20 protein-coding genes are annotated in these 18165 nt (G+C 68.9%); 6 read left to right on the forward strand and 14 right to left on the reverse strand.

Features of this window, described 5'->3' with window-relative positions:
• Window positions 1-14 precede the first annotated feature (14 nt).
• Together N5K27_RS16760 and N5K27_RS16765 are read left to right on the forward strand one after the other, a co-directional pair.
• Complete coding sequence (locus tag N5K27_RS16760; protein WP_338618665.1) at window positions 15-347, forward strand: Fe-Mn family superoxide dismutase; 333 nt, start codon at window positions 15-17, stop codon at window positions 345-347.
• A gap of 7 nt (window positions 348-354) precedes the next feature.
• Window positions 355-1251 carry a ZIP family metal transporter gene (locus N5K27_RS16765; protein WP_279817631.1) on the forward strand — a complete coding sequence of 299 codons (897 nt, stop codon included), beginning with the start codon at window positions 355-357 and terminating at the stop codon, window positions 1249-1251.
• A gap of 32 nt (window positions 1252-1283) precedes the next feature.
• Here the strand turns inward: N5K27_RS16765 and ntrC are convergent, their stop codons facing one another.
• The 6 genes from ntrC to rph form a co-directional block, all read right to left on the reverse strand.
• Window positions 1284-2801 carry a nitrogen regulation protein NR(I) gene (gene ntrC / locus N5K27_RS16770; protein ID WP_279817633.1) on the reverse strand — a complete coding sequence of 506 codons (1518 nt, stop codon included), beginning with the start codon at window positions 2799-2801 and terminating at the stop codon, window positions 1284-1286.
• Between the two features lie 50 nt (window positions 2802-2851).
• Complete coding sequence (glnL, locus tag N5K27_RS16775; protein ID WP_087839469.1) at window positions 2852-3940, reverse strand: nitrogen regulation protein NR(II); 1089 nt, start codon at window positions 3938-3940, stop codon at window positions 2852-2854.
• A 64-nt stretch (window positions 3941-4004) separates the two neighbouring features.
• On the reverse strand, window positions 4005-5417 hold the full coding sequence (gene glnA, locus N5K27_RS16780) for a type I glutamate--ammonia ligase (RefSeq protein WP_087839468.1): 1413 nt from the start codon (window positions 5415-5417) through the stop codon (window positions 4005-4007).
• A 366-nt stretch (window positions 5418-5783) separates the two neighbouring features.
• A complete protein-coding gene (gene hemW, locus N5K27_RS16785; protein ID WP_132980031.1) occupies window positions 5784-7019 on the reverse strand; it encodes a radical SAM family heme chaperone HemW in 1236 nt (411 codons plus the stop codon).
• Window positions 7019-7618, reverse strand: a complete 600-nt coding sequence (rdgB, locus tag N5K27_RS16790) for an RdgB/HAM1 family non-canonical purine NTP pyrophosphatase (protein ID WP_279817636.1) — start codon at window positions 7616-7618, stop codon at window positions 7019-7021. Before rdgB ends, hemW begins: the two co-directional genes overlap by 1 nt.
• 26 nt (window positions 7619-7644) lie before the next feature.
• Entirely contained in the window at window positions 7645-8400 is a 756-nt protein-coding gene (gene rph, locus N5K27_RS16795) for a ribonuclease PH (RefSeq protein WP_087839465.1), read from the reverse strand.
• 204 nt (window positions 8401-8604) lie between these two features.
• Between rph and N5K27_RS16800 the strand changes: the two genes are divergently transcribed.
• On the forward strand, window positions 8605-9525 hold the full coding sequence (locus tag N5K27_RS16800; RefSeq protein ID WP_279817638.1) for a YicC/YloC family endoribonuclease: 921 nt from the start codon (window positions 8605-8607) through the stop codon (window positions 9523-9525).
• A gap of 57 nt (window positions 9526-9582) precedes the next feature.
• Window positions 9583-10164 (forward strand): nitrogen fixation protein NifQ, encoded by a 582-nt coding sequence (locus N5K27_RS16805; RefSeq protein WP_279817640.1) that lies wholly within the window; start codon window positions 9583-9585, stop codon window positions 10162-10164.
• Here the strand turns inward: N5K27_RS16805 and N5K27_RS16810 are convergent, their stop codons facing one another.
• Window positions 10165-10443: a SelT/SelW/SelH family protein gene (locus N5K27_RS16810; protein WP_132980029.1), complete on the reverse strand. Its 279-nt coding sequence runs from the start codon at window positions 10441-10443 to the stop codon at window positions 10165-10167. It lies immediately after the preceding gene.
• 13 nt (window positions 10444-10456) lie between these two features.
• Window positions 10457-11131, reverse strand: a complete 675-nt coding sequence (locus tag N5K27_RS16815; protein ID WP_132980028.1) for a uracil-DNA glycosylase family protein — start codon at window positions 11129-11131, stop codon at window positions 10457-10459.
• Window positions 11132-11195: 64 nt separating this feature from the next.
• On the opposite strand from N5K27_RS16815, the gene N5K27_RS16820 reads away from it, so the two are divergent.
• Window positions 11196-12008, forward strand: coding sequence for a DUF72 domain-containing protein (locus N5K27_RS16820; RefSeq protein WP_087839547.1), 813 nt, complete (start codon window positions 11196-11198; stop codon window positions 12006-12008).
• Window positions 12009-12021: 13 nt separating this feature from the next.
• On the opposite strand, the gene N5K27_RS16825 is transcribed toward N5K27_RS16820, so the two are convergent.
• From N5K27_RS16825 to N5K27_RS16835, 3 genes are read right to left on the reverse strand one after another with little or no spacing between them, the layout of a single operon-like run.
• On the reverse strand, window positions 12022-12717 hold the full coding sequence (locus N5K27_RS16825) for an SDR family oxidoreductase (protein WP_087839460.1): 696 nt from the start codon (window positions 12715-12717) through the stop codon (window positions 12022-12024).
• Window positions 12707-13672: a tripartite tricarboxylate transporter substrate binding protein gene (locus N5K27_RS16830; protein WP_087839459.1), complete on the reverse strand. Its 966-nt coding sequence runs from the start codon at window positions 13670-13672 to the stop codon at window positions 12707-12709. The genes N5K27_RS16825 and N5K27_RS16830 overlap by 11 nt, the downstream gene beginning before the upstream one ends.
• A gap of 40 nt (window positions 13673-13712) precedes the next feature.
• Window positions 13713-14651 carry a dihydrodipicolinate synthase family protein gene (locus tag N5K27_RS16835; RefSeq protein WP_279817646.1) on the reverse strand — a complete coding sequence of 313 codons (939 nt, stop codon included), beginning with the start codon at window positions 14649-14651 and terminating at the stop codon, window positions 13713-13715.
• A 106-nt stretch (window positions 14652-14757) separates the two neighbouring features.
• Between N5K27_RS16835 and N5K27_RS16840 the strand changes: the two genes are divergently transcribed.
• On the forward strand, window positions 14758-15684 hold the full coding sequence (locus N5K27_RS16840) for a LysR family transcriptional regulator (RefSeq protein WP_087839457.1): 927 nt from the start codon (window positions 14758-14760) through the stop codon (window positions 15682-15684).
• 24 nt (window positions 15685-15708) lie between these two features.
• Here N5K27_RS16840 and N5K27_RS16845 read toward each other — a convergent pair whose 3' ends face one another.
• The 3 genes from N5K27_RS16845 to N5K27_RS16855 form a co-directional block, all read right to left on the reverse strand.
• Window positions 15709-16035, reverse strand: coding sequence for a tetratricopeptide repeat protein (locus N5K27_RS16845; RefSeq protein ID WP_279817648.1), 327 nt, complete (start codon window positions 16033-16035; stop codon window positions 15709-15711).
• 65 nt (window positions 16036-16100) lie between these two features.
• Window positions 16101-17024, reverse strand: coding sequence for a polyphosphate kinase 2 (gene ppk2 / locus N5K27_RS16850; RefSeq protein ID WP_132980026.1), 924 nt, complete (start codon window positions 17022-17024; stop codon window positions 16101-16103).
• Between the two features lie 80 nt (window positions 17025-17104).
• A complete protein-coding gene (locus tag N5K27_RS16855; protein WP_279817651.1) occupies window positions 17105-18157 on the reverse strand; it encodes a VWA domain-containing protein in 1053 nt (350 codons plus the stop codon).
• Window positions 18158-18165: the final 8 nt, after the last annotated feature.

Below are 18165 nucleotides of genomic sequence, written 5' to 3' on the forward strand. Positions count from 1 at the left end.
ATGCCGCCTCTTCCGTGGAAGCCTTGGTGGCCGGTATCGGCCTGGCACCCGAGCCCCTGCGCACGGCCATCCGCAACAATGTCGGCGGCCACGCCGGCCGCGCTGGCACGCTTCGGCAGCGACTGGGCATGGATGAGCGTGAAGCCACAAGGCAAGGTGGCCGTGGAAAGCACGGGCAACCCGAACAGCCGCTCATGGCTGGTAACACCCCGATACTGGGTCTGGACGTGTGGGAGCATGCATACTACTTGCGCTACCAGAGCCGGCGTCCCGAATACATCGCCGCCTTCTACAACGTGGTGGACTGGGATGAAGTCGAACGGCGCTACCAACAGGTCCAAAGCTGAGGCTTCCATGACGACGGCCAACCGGACCGCTTCCTCCGGACAGGTGCTGCGCAGGACCGTGGGCGCCGCCATCGCGCTGCTGGGCCTGGCCGTGCTGGGGCGGCAACTGTGGGTGCGGATGGCCACCGACCCGGTGGTGCTGGAAGCCTTGATAGGCGGCATGATGGCCGCCGGCGCAACGGCGCTGGGGGCGGTGCCCGTGCTGTTCTCCCAACGCCTGTCCGACCGCGTGCAGGACAGCCTGTTCGGCTTCGGCGCGGGCGTCATGCTGGCGGCCAGCGCCTTCTCGCTGGTGGTCCCGGGCATAGAAGCGGCAAGGCTGCAAGGTGCCGGCCCCTGGGGCGCGGGGATGATGATGGGCGCGGCCATCCTGCTGGGCGCCGCCCTGCTGCTGGCGATGGAACGCTACCTGCCCCACGAGCACTTCATCAAGGGCGTGGAAGGCAAGCACTCGCCCCTGGCCGTGCGCCGCACGTGGATGTTCGTGTTCGCCATCGCCCTGCACAACCTGCCCGAGGGCCTGGCCATAGGCGTGGCCTTCGCCGGCACCGATCCGCTGCGCGCCTCGGCGCTCACCACGGGCATCTCGATCCAGGACGTGCCCGAAGGGCTGGTCGTGGCCGTCGCGCTGCTGGGCATCGGCTACAGCAAGGGCTTCGCGTTCGTGCTGGGTGCGCTGACAGGGCTGGTCGAGCCGATCGCGGCCGTCGTCGGCGCCTCGGTCATCTCCTACTCCGCGATGCTGCTGCCGTGGGGACTGGGCTTCGCAGCCGGGGCGATGCTGTTCGTGATCAGCCACGAGATCATCCCCGAGTCGCACCGCAAGGGGCACGAGGTCTATGCCACCTGCGGACTGATGGTGGGCTTCGTCATCATGATGCTGCTGGACACGGCGCTGGGCTGACGGCACGGCCGGCCGCCGCCAGCGCCGCCGGCTCAATCGTCGTCGTCCAGCCCCAGGTCCTGGATCTTGCGCGTGATGGTGTTGCGACCGATGCCCAGCTTGAGCGCCGCCTCGATCCGGCGGCCTCGGGTAGCGCGCAGCGCGGTCGCGATCAGCATGCTTTCGAACTGGCGGGTCAGGGTCTGCATGATGTCGGGCTCGCCCCGTTGAAGCCGTTGCTCGACGTCGCTTTGCAGGCCGCTCAGCCACGGGTTCGGGCGTTCGGCCACGGCGACGCCACCGGCGGTGCGCGCCGCCTCGGCGTCCGGCGCGGCCAGCACGCCACGCTCCGGCGTCAGCGCCTGCACCGTGGCGGCGGCCCCCGGCGCCGGCGCGGCATGGCCGTCGGCCGGCATCTTCTCCAGGAGCTCGGGCGGCAGGTCCTGCACGTCCACCGTCTGCGCCGGCGCCATCACGGTCAGCCAGTGGCAGACGTTCTCGAGCTGCCGCACGTTGCCGGGAAACGGAAAGCGCGACAAGGCCGCCAGCGCGGCGGGCGTGAAGCGCTTGGGTTCGACGCCCAGGTCGCGCGCGCTGCGCGCCAGGAAATGGCGGGCCAGCAGCGGGATGTCCTCGGCCCGCTCGCGCAGCGGCGGCAGGCGCAGCCGGATCACATTGAGCCGGTGGAACAGGTCCTCGCGGAACAGGCCCTGCTTGACGCGTTCTTCCAGCGGCTGGTGCGTGGCCGCGATGACGCGCACGTTGGCATGCACCGGGCTGTGCCCACCCACGCGATAGAAACTGCCGTCCGACAGCACGCGCAGCAGGCGCGTCTGCAATTCGGCGGGCATGTCGCCGATCTCGTCCAGGAACAGCGTGCCGCCATCGGCCTGCTCGAAGCGGCCGCGGCGCATGCTCTGCGCGCCGGTGAAGGCGCCGCGCTCATGGCCGAACAGCTCGGACTCCAGCAGGTCGCGCGGAATCGCGGCGGTATTGATCGCCACGAAGGGGCCGGAGGCCCGGGCACTGTGCCGATGCAGTGCGCGCGCCACCAGTTCCTTGCCGCTGCCCGACTCACCGGTGATCATGACCGTGACCTGCGACTGCGACAGGCGGCCGATGGCGCGGAACACTTCCTGCATGGCCGGCGCCTGGCCCAGGATCTCGGGCGTGCCGACCAGGGTCTCGTCGGCCGAGGCCTCCTCGCGCAGGCTTTCCTCGACGGCGCGCCGGATCAGTTCGGTCGCGGTATCCACGTCGAAGGGCTTGGGCAGGTATTCGAAGGCGCCGCCCTGGAAAGCCGATACCGCGCTCTCGAGATCCGAATACGCCGTCATGACGATGACGGGCAGCGCCGGGAAACGCCGCTTGACCGCCTGCAGCAGTTCGATGCCGCCGGCGCCGGGCATCCGGACGTCGGTCACCAGCACCTGCGGCACGTCGTCGTTCAGGGCGTCCAGGGCCTCGCGCGCCGTACCGAAGCTGCGGCTGGGCAGGTTCTCGCGGGCCAAGGCTTTTTCGAGCACCCAGCGGATCGAACGGTCATCATCTACGATCCAGATCGGTTTCATCGCTGCCTTCCTAGGTACGCTCGGGAAAAAAAATCCATCCAATTCTTCGGTCAAGGTAGGGGCAACAGCAGGCGGAAATCAGTCAGTCCCGGCCGGCTGTCGCATTCGATCACACCCTCGTGCTGCTGCACGAAAGTCTGAGTCAAGGTCAACCCCAGCCCGCTGCCGCCTTCACGTCCGGACACCAGCGGGTGGAAGATCCGGTCCAGCAATTCAGGGGGAATCCCCGGACCGTTGTCCATCACATGCAATTCCAATGCCAGCCTGAACCGCTGCTTGGCCAGCGTGACCTGACGCGCCACACGGGTGCGCAGCGTGATCTCGGCATCGCCGGCCGCGATACGCGCCGACAGCGCCTCGGCGGCGTTGCGCACCACGTTCAGGACAGCCTGGATCAACTGCGCCTTGTCGCCCCGGAACTCGGGAATCGCCGCGTCGTAGTCGCGCACGATGCGCAGCCCGTTCGGATACTCGGCCAGCACCAGCGACCGCACGCGTTCGCATACCTCGTGGATGTTGACGTCGCCGACGATACGCGGCGCGCGGTGCGGCACCAGCAGGCGATCCACCAGGGTCTGGAGGCGGTCGGCCTCCTGGATGATGACCTGGGTGTATTCGATCAGCGCGGGGTCGGACAGCTCGGCTTCCAGCAATTGCGCCGCGCCGCGCAGCCCGCCCAGCGGATTCTTGATCTCGTGCGCCAGGTTGCGCAGCAGCTCGCGATTGGCCTGCGCCTGCTCGAGCAGGCGCTCCTCGCGGTCCACCTTCAGTTGCTGCTCGATCTCGCGCAACTCGATCAGCGCCGGCCACGGCTGGCCGTCCAGTGCGACCACGGTCACCGACACCTGGGTCGGCTCGCGTCCCAGGCGATCGATCTCCAGTATCTGCCGCTTGTCGGCGAACAGGTGCCGGCGGGCCTCTTCCAGCGACTGGCGCAGCTGCTCGCCGTCGCGGAACAGGTCGCCGGCCTGGACCGCGTACAACTGCCGCACCGAGACCTCGAACAAGTCCTCGGCCGGCGCGTTGGCATAGCGGATCAGGCCGTCGTCGTCGATGACGAGGATGGCGCTGGACAGCAGCTCGAACGCGGCGAAGGCGTCGGCCGGATAAGGGGAAGGATCTGGCTGCAAATGGGTCATGGCCAATAAAAACGGGGCGTTCGAACGCCCCGTTTTTCGTTGCCGACGACTGATCAGGTCCTGATCAGAGGCCGTAGTACATGTCGAACTCGACGGGGTGGGTCGTGGCGCGGAAACGCGTGACTTCTTCCATCTTCAGGGTGATGTAGGCGTCGAGCATGGCGTTGCTGAACACGCCGCCACGGGTCAGGAACTCGCGATCCTTGTCGAGCGCTTCCAGGGCCTGGTCGAGCGACGAGCACACGGTCGGGATCTTCGCATCTTCCTCGGGCGGCAGGTCGTACAGGTTCTTGTCGGCCGGGTCGCCGGGGTGGATCTTGTTCATCACCCCGTCCAGGCCGGCCATCATCAGGGCCGAGAAAGCCAGGTACGGGTTGGCCAGCGGATCCGGGAAGCGCGTCTCGATACGGCGGCCCTTCGGGTTGGCGACGTACGGGATGCGGATCGAGGCCGAGCGGTTGCGGGCCGAGTAGGCCAGCTTGACCGGGGCTTCGAAGTGCGGAACCAGGCGCTTGTACGAGTTCGTGCCGGGGTTGGTGATGGCGTTCAGCGCGCGGGCGTGCTTGATGATGCCGCCGATGTAGTACAGCGCGAATTCGGACAGGCCGGCGTAGCCGTTGCCCGCGAACAGGTTCTGGCCGTCCTTCCAGATGGACTGGTGGACGTGCATGCCGGAGCCGTTGTCGCCGACGACGGGCTTGGGCATGAAGGTGGCGGTCTTGCCGTAGGCGGCGGCCACGTTCCAGATCGTGTACTTCATGATCTGGTTCCAGTCGGCGCGCTGCACCAGGGTCGAGAACTTGGTGCCGATTTCCAGCTGGCCGGGGCCCGCCACTTCGTGGTGGTGCACTTCGACCGGCACGCCCTGCTGTTCCAGCAGCAGGCACATTTCCGAACGCAGGTCCTGGAAGGAATCGGTGGGCGGGACGGGGAAATAGCCGCCCTTGACCGACGGACGGTGGGCCAGGTTGCCGCCGTCGTAGTCGATGCCGGTGGACCACGAGGCCTCTTCCGACTTGATCTTGACGAAGCAGCCCGACATGTCGACGTTCCAGGTCACGCCGTCGAACACGAAGAACTCGGGCTCGGGACCGAAGTAGGCGGTGTCGCCCAGGCCCGAGGACTTCAGGTAGGCTTCGGCGCGCTTGGCCAGCGAACGGGGATCGCGGTCATAGCCCTTCATGTCGGAAGGCTCGACCACGTCGCAGGTCAGGATCAGGGTCGATTCCTCGCGGAACGGGTCCATGCGGGCGGTCGAGGGCTCGGGGATCAGCAGCATGTCCGAGGCTTCGATGCCCTTCCAGCCGGCGATCGAGGAGCCGTCGAAAGCGTGGCCCGTTTCGAACTTGTCTTCGTCCACGGTGTGGGACGGCACCGACACGTGCTGTTCCTTTCCACGCGTATCGGTGAAACGGTAGTCAACGAACTTGACCTCGTTGTCCGCAATCATCTTGAGGACGTCTTTGGGCGTTGCCATTAGGGCTCCTGATAGTCTCGTAACCGCCTCCGGCTCCCGGAGGCTCAAGCGTTCTCGATAGTGCACACAGCGCGACCGGAAGCGATCTGGGCTGAACCGTTGCGCATCAAATTAAGCAGCTTCCGTGCCAGCATCGGCCCGGACCGCTTTCCCGGCCCGCTTGCGCAGGACGGCGCGGCATTCTCGCATATTGGCGGGACGGCGGAGATGTCAGGCCTCGCACCATCATGACGCAAATCCCGACAAGGAATTCCCAATAATGGTGCAAACGGGAATATTCGAGGTATTTTGCACCAAAATAGTGCTTAAGTGCTGCGCGATGGCGCGGCGTGCACGTTTGCGGGCGCAGCGCCGGTCCCCGGCGCGCTACAGGAACAGGCCCTGGAGGTCGTTCAGGAAGCGCCGGCCCAGCGGCGTGGGCCGGATGCGGGTCGGGTCCTCGTCCAGCAGTCCCCGTTCGACGGCGCGGGCAAGCGGCCTTGCGATGGTGGCCAGGTTCAGGCCGGTACGTTCGGCGAAACTCGCCGCCGGCACGCCGTCGGTCAGCCGCAGCGCGTTCAGCATGAACTCGAACGGCAGTTCCTCCGCCCCCACCAGCCGCGATTCGGCCAGGTGCGTCGCGCCGGCCGCGGGGTCCAGCAGCGCGTCCATCCAGGACTGAGGATTGCGCACACGCGCCTCGCGCAGGATGCGGTCATGGAAGGACAGCTTCCCGTGGGCGCCCGGGCCGATGCCCAGGTAGTCGCCGAACTCCCAGTAGTTCAGGTTGTGGCGGCAGCGGGCGCCTGGCCGGGCATAGGCCGATATTTCGTAATGGTCGTACCCCGCCTCGGCCAGGCGCGCCTCGATGCGGTCCTGCATCTCGAAGGCCGTGTCGTCGTCGGGCAGCTCGGGCGGATACTTGGCGAAGACCGTGTTCGGTTCCAATGTCAGGTGGTACAGGGACAGGTGCTCCGTCCCGAAGGACAACGCGGTCTCGACGTCGGCCAGGCAGCCGTCCAGGGTCTGGCCAGGCAGCGCGAACATCAGGTCCAGGTTGACCCGTTCGACATGGCGTTGCGCGATGGCGATCGCCTCGCGCGCGGCCCGGCCGTCGTGGATGCGGCCCAGCGCGCGCAGCCGGTCGTCGTCGAAGCTCTGTATGCCCAGCGAGATGCGGTTGATGCCGCTGGCAGCGAAGTCGGCGAAGCGCGACGCCTCGACCGTGCCGGGGTTGGCCTCCATCGTGATCTCGGCGTCGGGCAGCAGCGGCAGCCGCGAGCGCAGCAGCGCCAGCATGGCGTCCATCGTGGCGGCCGACAGCAGGCTCGGGGTTCCGCCGCCGATGAAGACCGACACCACCTTGCGCCCCCAGACCTGCGGCAGGCTCTGGTCCAGATCGGCGGTCAGCGCCTGCAGGTAGCGATCCTCCGGCAGCTCGTCCGGCGCCGCGTGCGAATTGAAGTCGCAATACGGGCACTTGCGCACGCACCACGGCACGTGCACGTATACCGACAGGGGCGGCAGGCTGGTCAGCAGACTGGGCCCGGGCGCGAACGGCATGGCCGCGCGCGGTGCGGGCGCCCCCTGCCCCGCCGGCCGGATCGCGATGGAGCGGGCCATCAGAACGTATCCAGCTTGCCCATCAGCACCGCCAGCGCCTGGGCGCGGTGACTGATGCGGTTCTTCTCGTCGGCGGACAGCTCGGCCGCCGTGCGGCCCAGGCCGGGCAGCAGGAAATGCGGGTCGTAGCCGAAGCCGCCGCTGCCGCGCGGGTGCTCGATGATCTCGCCCCACCACAGCCCCTCGCCGATCAGGGGCTGGGGGTCGTCGGCCGAACGCACCAGCACCAGCGCGGCATAGTAATAGGCCCGGCGGTCCTGCGCGCCGCGCAGGCGCTCGACCACCAGCGCGTTGTTGGCGGCATCGGACTTCTCGCCGCCGCTGCGCGCCGCGTAGCGCGCCGAATAGACGCCGGGTTCGCCGCCCAGCGCCGTCACGCACACCCCGGAATCGTCGGCCAGCGCGGGCAGGCCGGTCAGTTGGCTGGCATGCCGCGCCTTGGCCAACGCGTTCTCGATGAACGTGACGTGGGGTTCTTCCGCCTCGGGCACGCCCAGGCTGCCCTGGGGCACGAGCTCGAAGCCGCGCGGCGCCAGCAGCGACGAGAACTCGCGCAGCTTGCCCGCGTTGTTGGATGCCAGGACCAGTTTTCTTGCCATCGTCGTTCGCTCCGGTCGCGCCGACATCAGCGACCCGGATACGGTTGTGCCAGCGCCTCGCGCTGCAGGCGCACGAGATCGGCGATGCCGGCCTCGGCCAGGCCCAGCAGCGCATCCATTTCCTGGCGCGAGAACGGCACGCCCTCGGCCGTGCCCTGCACTTCCACATACGCGCCGCTGCCCGTCATCACGACGTTCATGTCGGTCTCGCACTGCGAATCCTCGGCGTAGTCCAGGTCCAGCACCGGCTGCCCTTGATAGATGCCTACCGACACCGCGGCCACGTGGTCGCGGATGGGCGAGGCCGCCAGGGCGCCGCGCGCCATCAACAGCGCGATGGCGTCGCTGGCCGCGACGAAAGCCCCCGTGATGCTGGCCGTGCGCGTCCCGCCGTCGGCCTGGATCACGTCGCAATCCAGGTGCAGCGTGCGCTCGCCCAGCTTCTCCAGGTCGAACACCGCGCGCAGGCTGCGGCCGATCAGGCGCTGGATTTCCTGCGTGCGGCCGGTCTGCTTGCCCTTGGCCGCCTCGCGGCCGCCGCGCGTGTGCGTGGCGCGCGGCAGCATGCCGTACTCGGCCGTGACCCAGCCCTGCCCCATGCCCTTCAGGAACGGCGGCACCTTGTCCTCGACGCTGGCGGTACAGATCACCTGCGTGTCGCCGAAGCTCACCAGCACCGAGCCTTCGGCATAGCGGGTGTAGCCGCGTTGCAGGGACACGGGGCGCAGCGAGGCGAGGCCGCGGCCGGACGGCCGGGCGATTGCGGAAGGGGCAATGCTCATGAAAAAGACTCCAGATCGGCGGGCGGGCCGGCGCACCGGCGCCCAGGACGCATGGGCCGCGCCGCGGCGGCCGGATGCGGACATTGTACGGGCAAGGCCCCACGAACTTTCCCGTGCGATTTATCATGCTGACTCATGCCGACAAACGCACCGGCCCTGTCGCCGTGCTCGTCGGCCTTGCCCACGTCCTGACAGGCCTTCGCCATGATCCGTAGCATGACCGCCTTCGGCGCCGCGCGCGCCGACACCGACCACGGTTCGGTGTCCATCGAACTGCGCAGCGTCAACAGCCGCTTCCTCGACCTCCACTTCCGCATGCCGGACGAACTGCGCGCGCTGGAATCGCCGCTGCGCGAACTGCTGACCAAGTCCGTGGCGCGCGGCAAGATCGAGGTGCGCGCCTCCATCCAGCGCCGCCTCATCACCGACCCCGACTCCATCAACGTCGCCGCGCTGGAACAGGCCGCCACGCTGTTCCGCAAGGTCCAGGCCGTGCTCCCGGACGTCCAGCCGCCGCGCCTGTCCGAACTCCTGTCCTGGCCCGGCGTGCAGGCGGCCGAGGAATCGGAGGACACCTGGCGCGAAGCCGCCCTGCGCGCCGCCGCCGAAGCGCTGACCCAGATGCAGGAAGCGCGCGACCGCGAAGGCGAACGCCTGGCCGCCATGATCGCCGACCGCGCCGACTCGGTCGCGGCCATCGTCGGCGAGGTCGAACAGCGCATGCCCCAGCTCGTGCACGAATACCGCGAACGGCTCGCGCGCAAGCTGCGCGACACGGTCGAGGCCGCCTTCCCCGGCGGCTTCCAGAACATCCGCGGCGAGGAGCTGTCCGAACGCCTGGCCCATGAGGCCACCCTGTTCGGCCTGCGCATCGACGTGGCCGAGGAACTGTCGCGCCTGCATTCGCACCTGGCCGAGCTCAAGCAACTGATCGGCAAGGGCGGCGCGGGCAAGAAGGCCGACAAGGGCAGCGCCGGCAAGCGGCTGGATTTCCTGTTCCAGGAAATGAACCGCGAGGCCAACACGCTGGGATCCAAGGCCGGCGGGCTGGAAGTGACGCGGGCGGCGATGGATCTGAAGCTGCTGATCGAGCAGATGCGGGAACAGGCGCAGAATATCGAGTAACGCGTCAGAAAGACGACATCAGACCTGGCTCTGTGCCTTTCCATCGGAGCAAATGCCTTGCTCGACCGGCCCCACACCCAGCCCGGGCACGCTGACCCCGCCGCCCGCACCGCGCTGCTCGCTTCCTTCTCCGCGCATCCGGACGCATTCGACGCGCGCCTCTTCGCCCGCCTGCTGGCCGCCCGCGAAGTCCGGCGCGAACTGGCCCTGCTGGGGCTGTCGCAGGAAGCGCTGCGGGAGCTGTACGCCCGCTGGTTTCCGGGCGCTCTCCTTCCCTCGCTGCCGGCGCAGCCAGAGGCCGACACCCCGTTCACGGCCAACCTGCGCGCCCACATGCTGGCCTGGCGCAACCCCGCGCTTCCCGCCGCCGACGTCGCCTGCCTGGCGACGATCATCGCCCACGCCTGTCTGCGGCCCGACCACCTGTGGCGCGACCTGGGGCTGGCCGGGCGCGACGACGTCACGCGTGCGCTGCATCGCTACTTCCCGGGGCTGCCCGAACGCAATACCGGCGACATGCGCTGGAAGAAATTCCTGGCGTACGACATGGCCGTCACGCGGGGCGAAACGCCGCAGCCCGCGCCTGGCTGTCCGGGCTGCGAGGAATACGGACGCTGCTTCCCGAAACGCCTGCGCTAGCTAGGACCGGTCGACGTGCCCCAGGTCGCGCCCCGGGTCCAGCCGGTCGCGCACGCGCTGCTTGAGTACCTTCGCATCCGGAAAGCCGCCATCGGTCTTCCGGTCCCAGATCAGTTCGCCGTCGTAGCGGATCTGGAAGACGCCGCCCGTGCCCGGCACCAGCGCGACCTGCCCCAGGTCCGTGCCGAAGGTAGACAGCAGTTCCTGCGCCATCCAGGCCGCGCGCAGCAGCCACAGGCACTGCGTGCAATAGGTAATCGAAATGGCGGGTCCGTTCATGCCAAGGCCTCCATCAGGTGGACGGCAGCAGCGCATCCAGCCGGGATTTCAGCAGCCGGGGGAAATGCGGCCGCCAGCGGGCATTGGCGGGCGACGGATGCGGCAAGGGATGCAGGCGCAGGACCCGTTCGCCGCCTTGCGCGCGCAGGGGCACGGCAACGCTGGACTCGTACTTGTCCTCGCGCCGCCAGAACTCGCGCACGGCGGCCAGTGCGTCGCCCGCCAGGCCGATACCGAACCATTCGAAGGCTTCGTTGCCCAGGGTGATGACATCGCCGCCGCGCCACCGCGCCGCCAGGATGCGCCGGATCAAGGGCTGGAAGCGCCGCCGCACCGCGGGCGACCACGCCTTGTTGTGCAAGGGCTTGTAGGGCACGGTGCTGATCCAGAAGAAGCCCGCGCCGACGCGCAAGCCTTCGTCGAACGAATACGGCACGTCCGGCGCCAGATGGCGGTGCAGTTCGGCGCGCAGCAACTGGCCGGAACTGCCCACGAAGGGTTGCCCGTGCCGGACTTCGTCCGCCCCCGGGTCGCGGCCGAAGAAACACAATGGCGCATCGGCGGGCCCCAGACCTAGAATAGGAACGAGCGGATCGCGGCCGGCGGCGGCATAGGCCTCGGCGTCGATGCGATCGAGGCCCGCGGCCAAGCGGCGGAAGGCGGCGAGTTGTTCGGCGTCCAGGGGCATGGCGGGGTGAAACTAGAACCGGAACGGCATTGTAGGGTCGGCCGGGGCGATGGAGAAGCAGCGCATGAGCAAGGCGAAAAGCGTGTCTTCCGTACGCGTGGGCATAGGCGGCTGGGTGTTCGAGCCCTGGCGCGGCAGTTTCTATCCCGAAGGCCTGGTGCAAAGCCGGGAACTGGAGTACGCCAGCCGCCACGTGACCTCCATCGAGATCAACGGCACGTTCTATGGCACGCAGAAGCCGGCCAGCTTCGCCCGCTGGCACGACGAGACGCCCGAGGACTTCGTCTTCGCGCTCAAGGGCCCGCGCTTCGCCACCAACCGCCGCGTGCTGGCCGAGGCCGGCCCCTCCATCGACAAGTTCCTGGCCAGCGGGCTCGTGGAACTGAAGGACAAGCTGGGCCCCATCAACTGGCAGTTCCCGCCCACGAAGAAGTTCGATCCCGACGACTTCGCCGCCTTCCTGGCGCTGCTGCCTCCGGAATACGAAGGCCGGCGGCTGCGCCACGCGGTGGAGGTCCGGCACGAGAGCTTCGCCGTGCCGGCCTTCGTCGATCTGCTGCGACGTCACGAGGTGGCGGCGGTCGTGGCGGACAAGGACGGCGTGCCGCACCTGCACGACGTGACGGCGCCGTTCGTCTACGTCCGGCTGCAAAGCGCGCGGGAAGACCGCAAGCTGGGCTATGCGCCGGCCGATCTCGATGCCTGGGCGGAACGCGCGCGGGCATGGGCCGGCGGCAAGGCGCCTGCCGACCTGCCCTGCCTGGCCGGCTCGCCGGCCAAGGCCGCGCGGGGACGCGAGGTGTTCGTCTACATGATCAACGGCTTCAAGCCCAAGGCGCCAGCCGCCGCCATGGCCCTGATCGAGCGGCTGGGCTGAACGCGGCCGTCGGTCAGCCCGTCAGCGACGCGCCGCCGCAAACCTGCACATCCTGCCCGGTAATGGCCGCGGCGGCGTCCGACAGCAGGAAACCCACCAGCGCCGCCACTTCGGCCGGCTCGATCAGGCGGCCCAGCGGCGGCAGGCGCGGCGCGCTGGCGGCGCGGCCGGGATCCTCCAGCATGGCCGTGCGCGTGGCCGCGGGCGACACCACGTTCACCGTCACGCCCCGCGCCGCCACCTCGGCCGCCCAACTGCGTCCCATGGCCACCAGCGCCGCCTTGACCGCGGCGTACTGGCTGCGTCCGGCCATGCCGCGGGACACGCGGCTGCCGATCAGCACCACCCTGCCATGGCCGCGCGCGGCCATGGCAGGCACCATCCCGTCGGCGAGCTGGCTGGCCGCGGCCACGTGCAACCGCCACATCTGCTCGAAGGCGGCGCCGTCCAGGCTGCCCAGCGGCGCGGTCCGCATGATGCCCGCCGCGTGGACCAGCGCATCGCAGTCCTGCAAGCCGGGCAGGATGCCGGCGATGGCCCCGGCGTCCGCGAGGTCGGCCGGCCGGCCTTCGAAGCGAGGATGATCCAGGGTCGCCGCCGCGCGGTCCAGCCCGACCACGTGCCAGCCCTGCCCCAGCAGCGCCTGCGCCACCGCCCGGCCGATGCCGGCGCTGCTGCCGGTCACCGCCGCGCGGCGCTCATTCCGCACGGATGTTGCCCTCGACGATGATCTTCTTCGACCGCGCCATGTCTTCCTGCTGGAAGCGTGCGAAGTCCTCGATGGAGCCAGCCTTCAGCACCAGCCCCTGCTGCTCCAGCTTCTCGCGCATGCCGGCCTCCAGTGCCTTGTTGACCTCGGCGTTGAGCTTGCGGGCGATGTCCATCGGCAGCTTGGCCGGACCCCACAGGCCGTACCAGCTGTAAAACTCGTAGCCCGGCACGGTCTCGCCCACGGTGGGCACTTCGGGCAGCGTGGGCACGCGCGACCGCGACGTGACGGCCAGGATCTTGAGCATGCCGCCCTTGTAGTAGGACATGGCCCCCAGGATGGGATCGATGAAGCCGGAGATCTGCCCCCCGACCAGATCCTGGTAGGCGGGCGCGGACCCCTTGTACGGCACGATCAGGTAGTTCATCTGCCCCGCCCGGCGCAGCAGCTCGGTGGCGAGCTGTCCCGCCGAGCCGGTGGAGCCCACCGCGAAACTGAGCTGGCCCGGGTTCTGCCGCGCGTAGTCCAGCAGGCCCTTGATGTCGTTGAACGGCAGCGACTTGTTCACGGCCACCGACAAGGGCGCCTGGGCCACCAGCGAGATGGGCTGGAAATCCTTTTCCATGTCGAAGGGCGCGGACTTCATGGTCATCGGCGTGGTGGTCACCGTCGACGCGTTGAACATCAGCGTGTAGCCGTCGGGCGACGCCTTGGCCACGGCGGCGGCCCCGATCATGCCGTTACCGCCGGCCCGGTTCTCCACGACGAAGGACTGGCCGGTCTGCTCGCTCAGGCGCTGCGCCAGTTGCCGTCCCACCGTGTCCAGCGTCCCGCCGGGCGGGAACGGGATGATGATGCGCACCTCGCGGGCGGGATACGGCTGCGCCGATACGGCACCGGCCACGCACAGGGCCGCGGCCGCCAGCCCGGCGGCAAGAAAGGGTCTGCGTTGCATGTTTGTCTCCGTCTTGTTTTGAATCGCGTCGCGTCCGGGGTCAGCGCCGCAGCAGTCCGGCCTGTTCCACCGCTGCCCGCAATGCCGCCATTTCCCTGGCGTCGGGCGCTTCGGTGGGCGGACGGACGGTGGCCTCGTCCAGCACGCCGGCCAGGTACATGCCGGCCTTCATGCGGGCATGGGCCTCGCCGGTGGGTTCGCCGCCGCCGTACACGGCGTCCTTGAGCGGCGTGATGAGCGCCTGGATACGCTGCGCGCGCTTGAGGTCGCCTTCCTGCACCGCCCGCCACAAGTCGCCGATCAGCTGCGGAATGAAGGTGGCGAAGCCTACCAGCGCGCCGTCCACGCCCTGCACCATGGACGCCAGCAGGTATTCGTCGTGGCAGGTCAGGATGGCCTTGCCGGCGTCGGCGTCGCGGATGGCCTGGATGTCGCGCGCGTACTTGTTCATGTCGCGCTGCCCGACCTTGAAGGCCTGCACGTACGGCAGCCGGGCCAGGTCGGCCAGCAGGGCCGAGGAGTAGGCCGCGCGCGTCCAGGCGGGATACACGTGGCAGACCAGGTCGGCGCCCGGCGCCGCGCGGTGGATGGCGTCGAAGTACTGCAAGGCATGGCCGGACGTGAAGCCGAAGCGCAACCAGTGATGCGGCGGCATCACGTCCAGCCCGGCCGCACCGGCCTCGACGGCGGCGCGCGCATGTTCGGCCGCTTCCGACAGGCCTTCGCAGACGATGGACGAGATCACCGGCAGCCGGCCGCGCAGTTCGTCGGCGACGATGCGGGTGACGGTGGCGCGCTCCGCCGGCGTCAGCGAAAAGACCTCGCCGGTATGGCCGTTGGTCATGACCGCGACGACGCCCTCGTGGCCGGCCAGCCAGGAGGCCAGCCTGCGCAGCGCGGGCTCGTCGATGCGGTGATTCGGGGTGAAGGGGCAGGCGATCGCGGGAATGATGCCGCGGTAGTTGGCGATGGAAGGCAAGTGGGTCTCCATGAGGCTGCGGTGGGTAGAATCCATCATTGCCGGCCGCCCGCGCGGCGTCCAATACTCGAAATGCATACAACTATCGCGGAGACGACACCCCACGATGGGACCGGACAATCGCCCCCTGGACCTGGAATGGCTGGAAGATTTCGTCGCGCTGGCCGACAGCGGCAACTTCTCGCGCGCGGCCGAAGCCCGCGCCATCGCGCAGCCTGCGTTCAGCCGGCACATACGCGCGCTGGAGGAATGGGTGGGCGCCGACCTGGTCGACCGCGGCGCGCACCCGGCCACGCTCACCGCCGCCGGCAGGCGCTTCCTGCCCCTGGTGGAAGACGTGCTGGCCAGGCTGGTGGCCGCCCGCATCAAGGCCCGCATGGCACATGACCAGAGCGTGGCCAGCCTGCGCATCGCGGTCACGCACGCCCTGTCGCTGTCCTTCCTGCCCGGGTGGCTGGCGCGCCTGGAAGGCAGCCTGCAACTGGGTGCGGTCGAGATGATGGCCGACGGCACGGCCGCCTGCGAAGAACTGATGCTCCAGCGCAAGGTCCAGTTCCTGCTGTGCCACGCCCACCCCGCGCTTCCCGGCCGGCTGGACGAGGCCGCCTGTCCCGTGGTGCGGCTGGCGGACGATACGCTGGTCCCCGTGTGCGCCCCCACGCCCTCGGGCTCCCCCCGCCACGACCTGCGCCAGGACGCCCCCATCCCGCTGCTGGCCTACGGCGAAGCCTCGGGCCTGGGGCGCATCCTGCGCACCGGCCTGGGCGCCGCGGCGCGCGACCCGCGGCTGCATCCGGTATTCACCGCGCCGCATGCGCTGCTGCTGGAAGCCCTGGCCCTGGAAGGCCGGGGCGTGGCCTGGCTGCCTCGCAGCCTGGCGGCGCCGGCGCTGGCCCAAGGGCGGCTGGTGGAAGCCGGCGATGCCTCGTGGCATGTCGCCGCCGAGATCCGCCTGTACAGGCAGCACGTGGACATGGCGCCGACCGCGGAGTCCCTATGGCAACTGGCGCGGCTCGTCGACGCGCCCGCCTAGATCGCCTTCCTGCCGAAAGACGCCTCAAAAGGGCTGCTGCCGCTTCTTGTCCAGCCGCCGCAACTGCACCTGCATTTCCTTGACCGCCTGCACGCTGCCCTTGGCGGAGGCTGCCGCGATGCCGTCGGCCCAGGCCGCGCGGGCCTCGTCCTCGCGGCCCAGTGCCAGCAGGGCCTTGCCGAGCTGCTTCCACGCGGCGGCATAGCCGGCATCCAGTTCGACCGCGCGCCGCAGGTGTTCGGCGGCCGAGGCGGCATCGTCCTCTTCCAGGTAGAGATTGCCCAGCGTGAACCGCAGCAGCGCATTGTCGCGGCCGGCGGCGATCATCTTCAGGAAATTGTTCTTGTCCATGGCCTTGCGTCCATCGGCCCCGAGGGGCCGCCATGGGCAGGATAACGCGAACGGCGCGCCGCCGCTCAGTAGCGCTCGGGCACCATCATGCTGTCGGGCACCGGCCGCCGGATGTAGTCCTCGTGGCGCACGCGCTGGGGCAGGTCGATGTGGGGATGGGGAATATCGTGATAGGGAACCAGGCTCAGCAAATGGTCGATGCAGTTGAGCCTGGCCTTCTTCTTGTCCACGGCCTGCACCACCCACCACGGCGCCTCGTCGATGTGCGTGCGCTCGAGCATGATTTCCTTCGCCCGGGTGTAGTCCTCCCAGCGCCGGCGGGACTCCAGGTCCATGGGGCTGAGCTTCCACTGCTTCAGGGGATCGTGGATACGGCCCAGGAAGCGCAGGTGCTGCTCGTCGTCGGTGATCGAGAACCAGTACTTGACCAGCTGTATGCCCGACCGAACCAGCATGCGCTCGAACTCGGGCACCGAGCGGAAGAACTCCTCGTACTCGTCGTCGTTGCAGAAGCCCATCACCCGCTCGACGCCGGCGCGGTTGTACCAGCTGCGGTCGAACAGCACGATTTCGCCCGCTGCGGGCAGGTGCGATACGTAGCGCTGGAAATACCACTGCGTGCGTTCGCGGTCGTTGGGCGCGGGCAGCGCGGCCACCCGGCACACCCGGGGATTCAGGCGCTGGGTGATGCGCTTGATCACGCCCCCTTTTCCCGCCGCGTCTCGGCCCTCGAAAATGATGACAACCTTGTGCCGGGTGTGCACGACCCAGTCCTGCAGCTTGACCAGTTCGGCCTGGAGCCGGAACAGTTCGCGGAAATATCGGCGGCGTGCGTCGCGGTCCTCTTCCACCCGGGCGGGCTGGCCGTCGGCGTCCCACTCGCGGTCCTCGAATTCGATCTCCAGCTCTTCGTCGTAGCTGTCGATCAGGTCGCGGTGGATGCGCTGCATCAGTTCTTCGTGGTGGTCGGAAATCGGCTGGTAGCTCATGGGGCGCTTGGAAAGGTCGGGCCAACGCCTCTTTTTGCTACACGGACATGACATGGTCATGACACCGCGGCCGAGCCTCCCTATTGCACGCGGCCGAACCACCACAGCGACAGCAGGCCCGACAGCACTGCCAGCAAGGCGCCCAGCGCGGTGAACAATGCCGTGACCTCGACCACGTCGCGCTTGTCGAACGCCAGCCGCGCACTGAGCGAGCGATATACCTTCCTGAGCTCGCCCGCGTCCTGGGCCTGGAAATACTGCGCGCCGGTCATGTCGGCCACCTTCTTCAGCACGTCCTCGTCCAGCCGCACGCGCATGGACCAGCCGTCGGCCGACAGCGTCGTGCCCTCGGGCGTCCCGATGCCCACTGTGAATATCCGCACGCCATATCCGGCGGCGACCTCGGCCGCCTTCAGCGCATCGGGCCCGGTGTTGTTCTGGCCGTCGGACAGCAGCACGATGGCCCCGGACGGGTACGAACCCGGAACCGCCGCGTCGCCCCGCCCCGCGGCTGACAGGTCCGGCGATGTCGCCCCCCGGGCGCTGCCGCCGTCCAGGAAGCGCTCGACGTCGATACCCGCATTGGGCAACACCGTTGCCAGCGCGATGATCAGGCCGCTGCCGAGCGCGGTGCCGCGCTGGGGCTCCAAGCGCTCGATGGCGGCGATCACGTCCTCGCGCTTGCGCGTGGGCGACTGCACCACGGCCGCCGCGCCGGCTACCGCGACCACCGACACGCTGACGTTGGCCGGCTGGCCGTCGACGAACTCCTTGGCCGCCCGCTGGGCCGCGAAGATGCGGGTGGGCTTGATGTCGTCGGCCCGCATGCTACCCGACATGTCCATGGCCAGCACCACGGTCTCCAGCCGCGAGGGCAGCATCATCAGTGCCTGCGGCCGGGCCATCGCGACGATGAGCGAGCACAGCCCGAGCAGCAGCAACAGCGGCGGCAGGACGCGCCGCAGCCGGGACGGCCGGACGCTGGCGCCCACGACGTCCAGCGCGGGATAGCGCAGGGCCATGCCGCGGCGCAGGCGGTCCAGCCGCCAATAGCAGAACGCCAGCGGCGGGACCAGCACCAGCAGCCACAGCATCTTGGGCCACAGGAAAGTCAGGGCGGGCAGGTTCTCCATGCAGATGC

This window comes from Pigmentiphaga sp. GD03639 (assembly GCF_029845405.1).
Taxonomy (GTDB): domain Bacteria; phylum Pseudomonadota; class Gammaproteobacteria; order Burkholderiales; family Burkholderiaceae_B; genus Pigmentiphaga; species Pigmentiphaga daeguensis.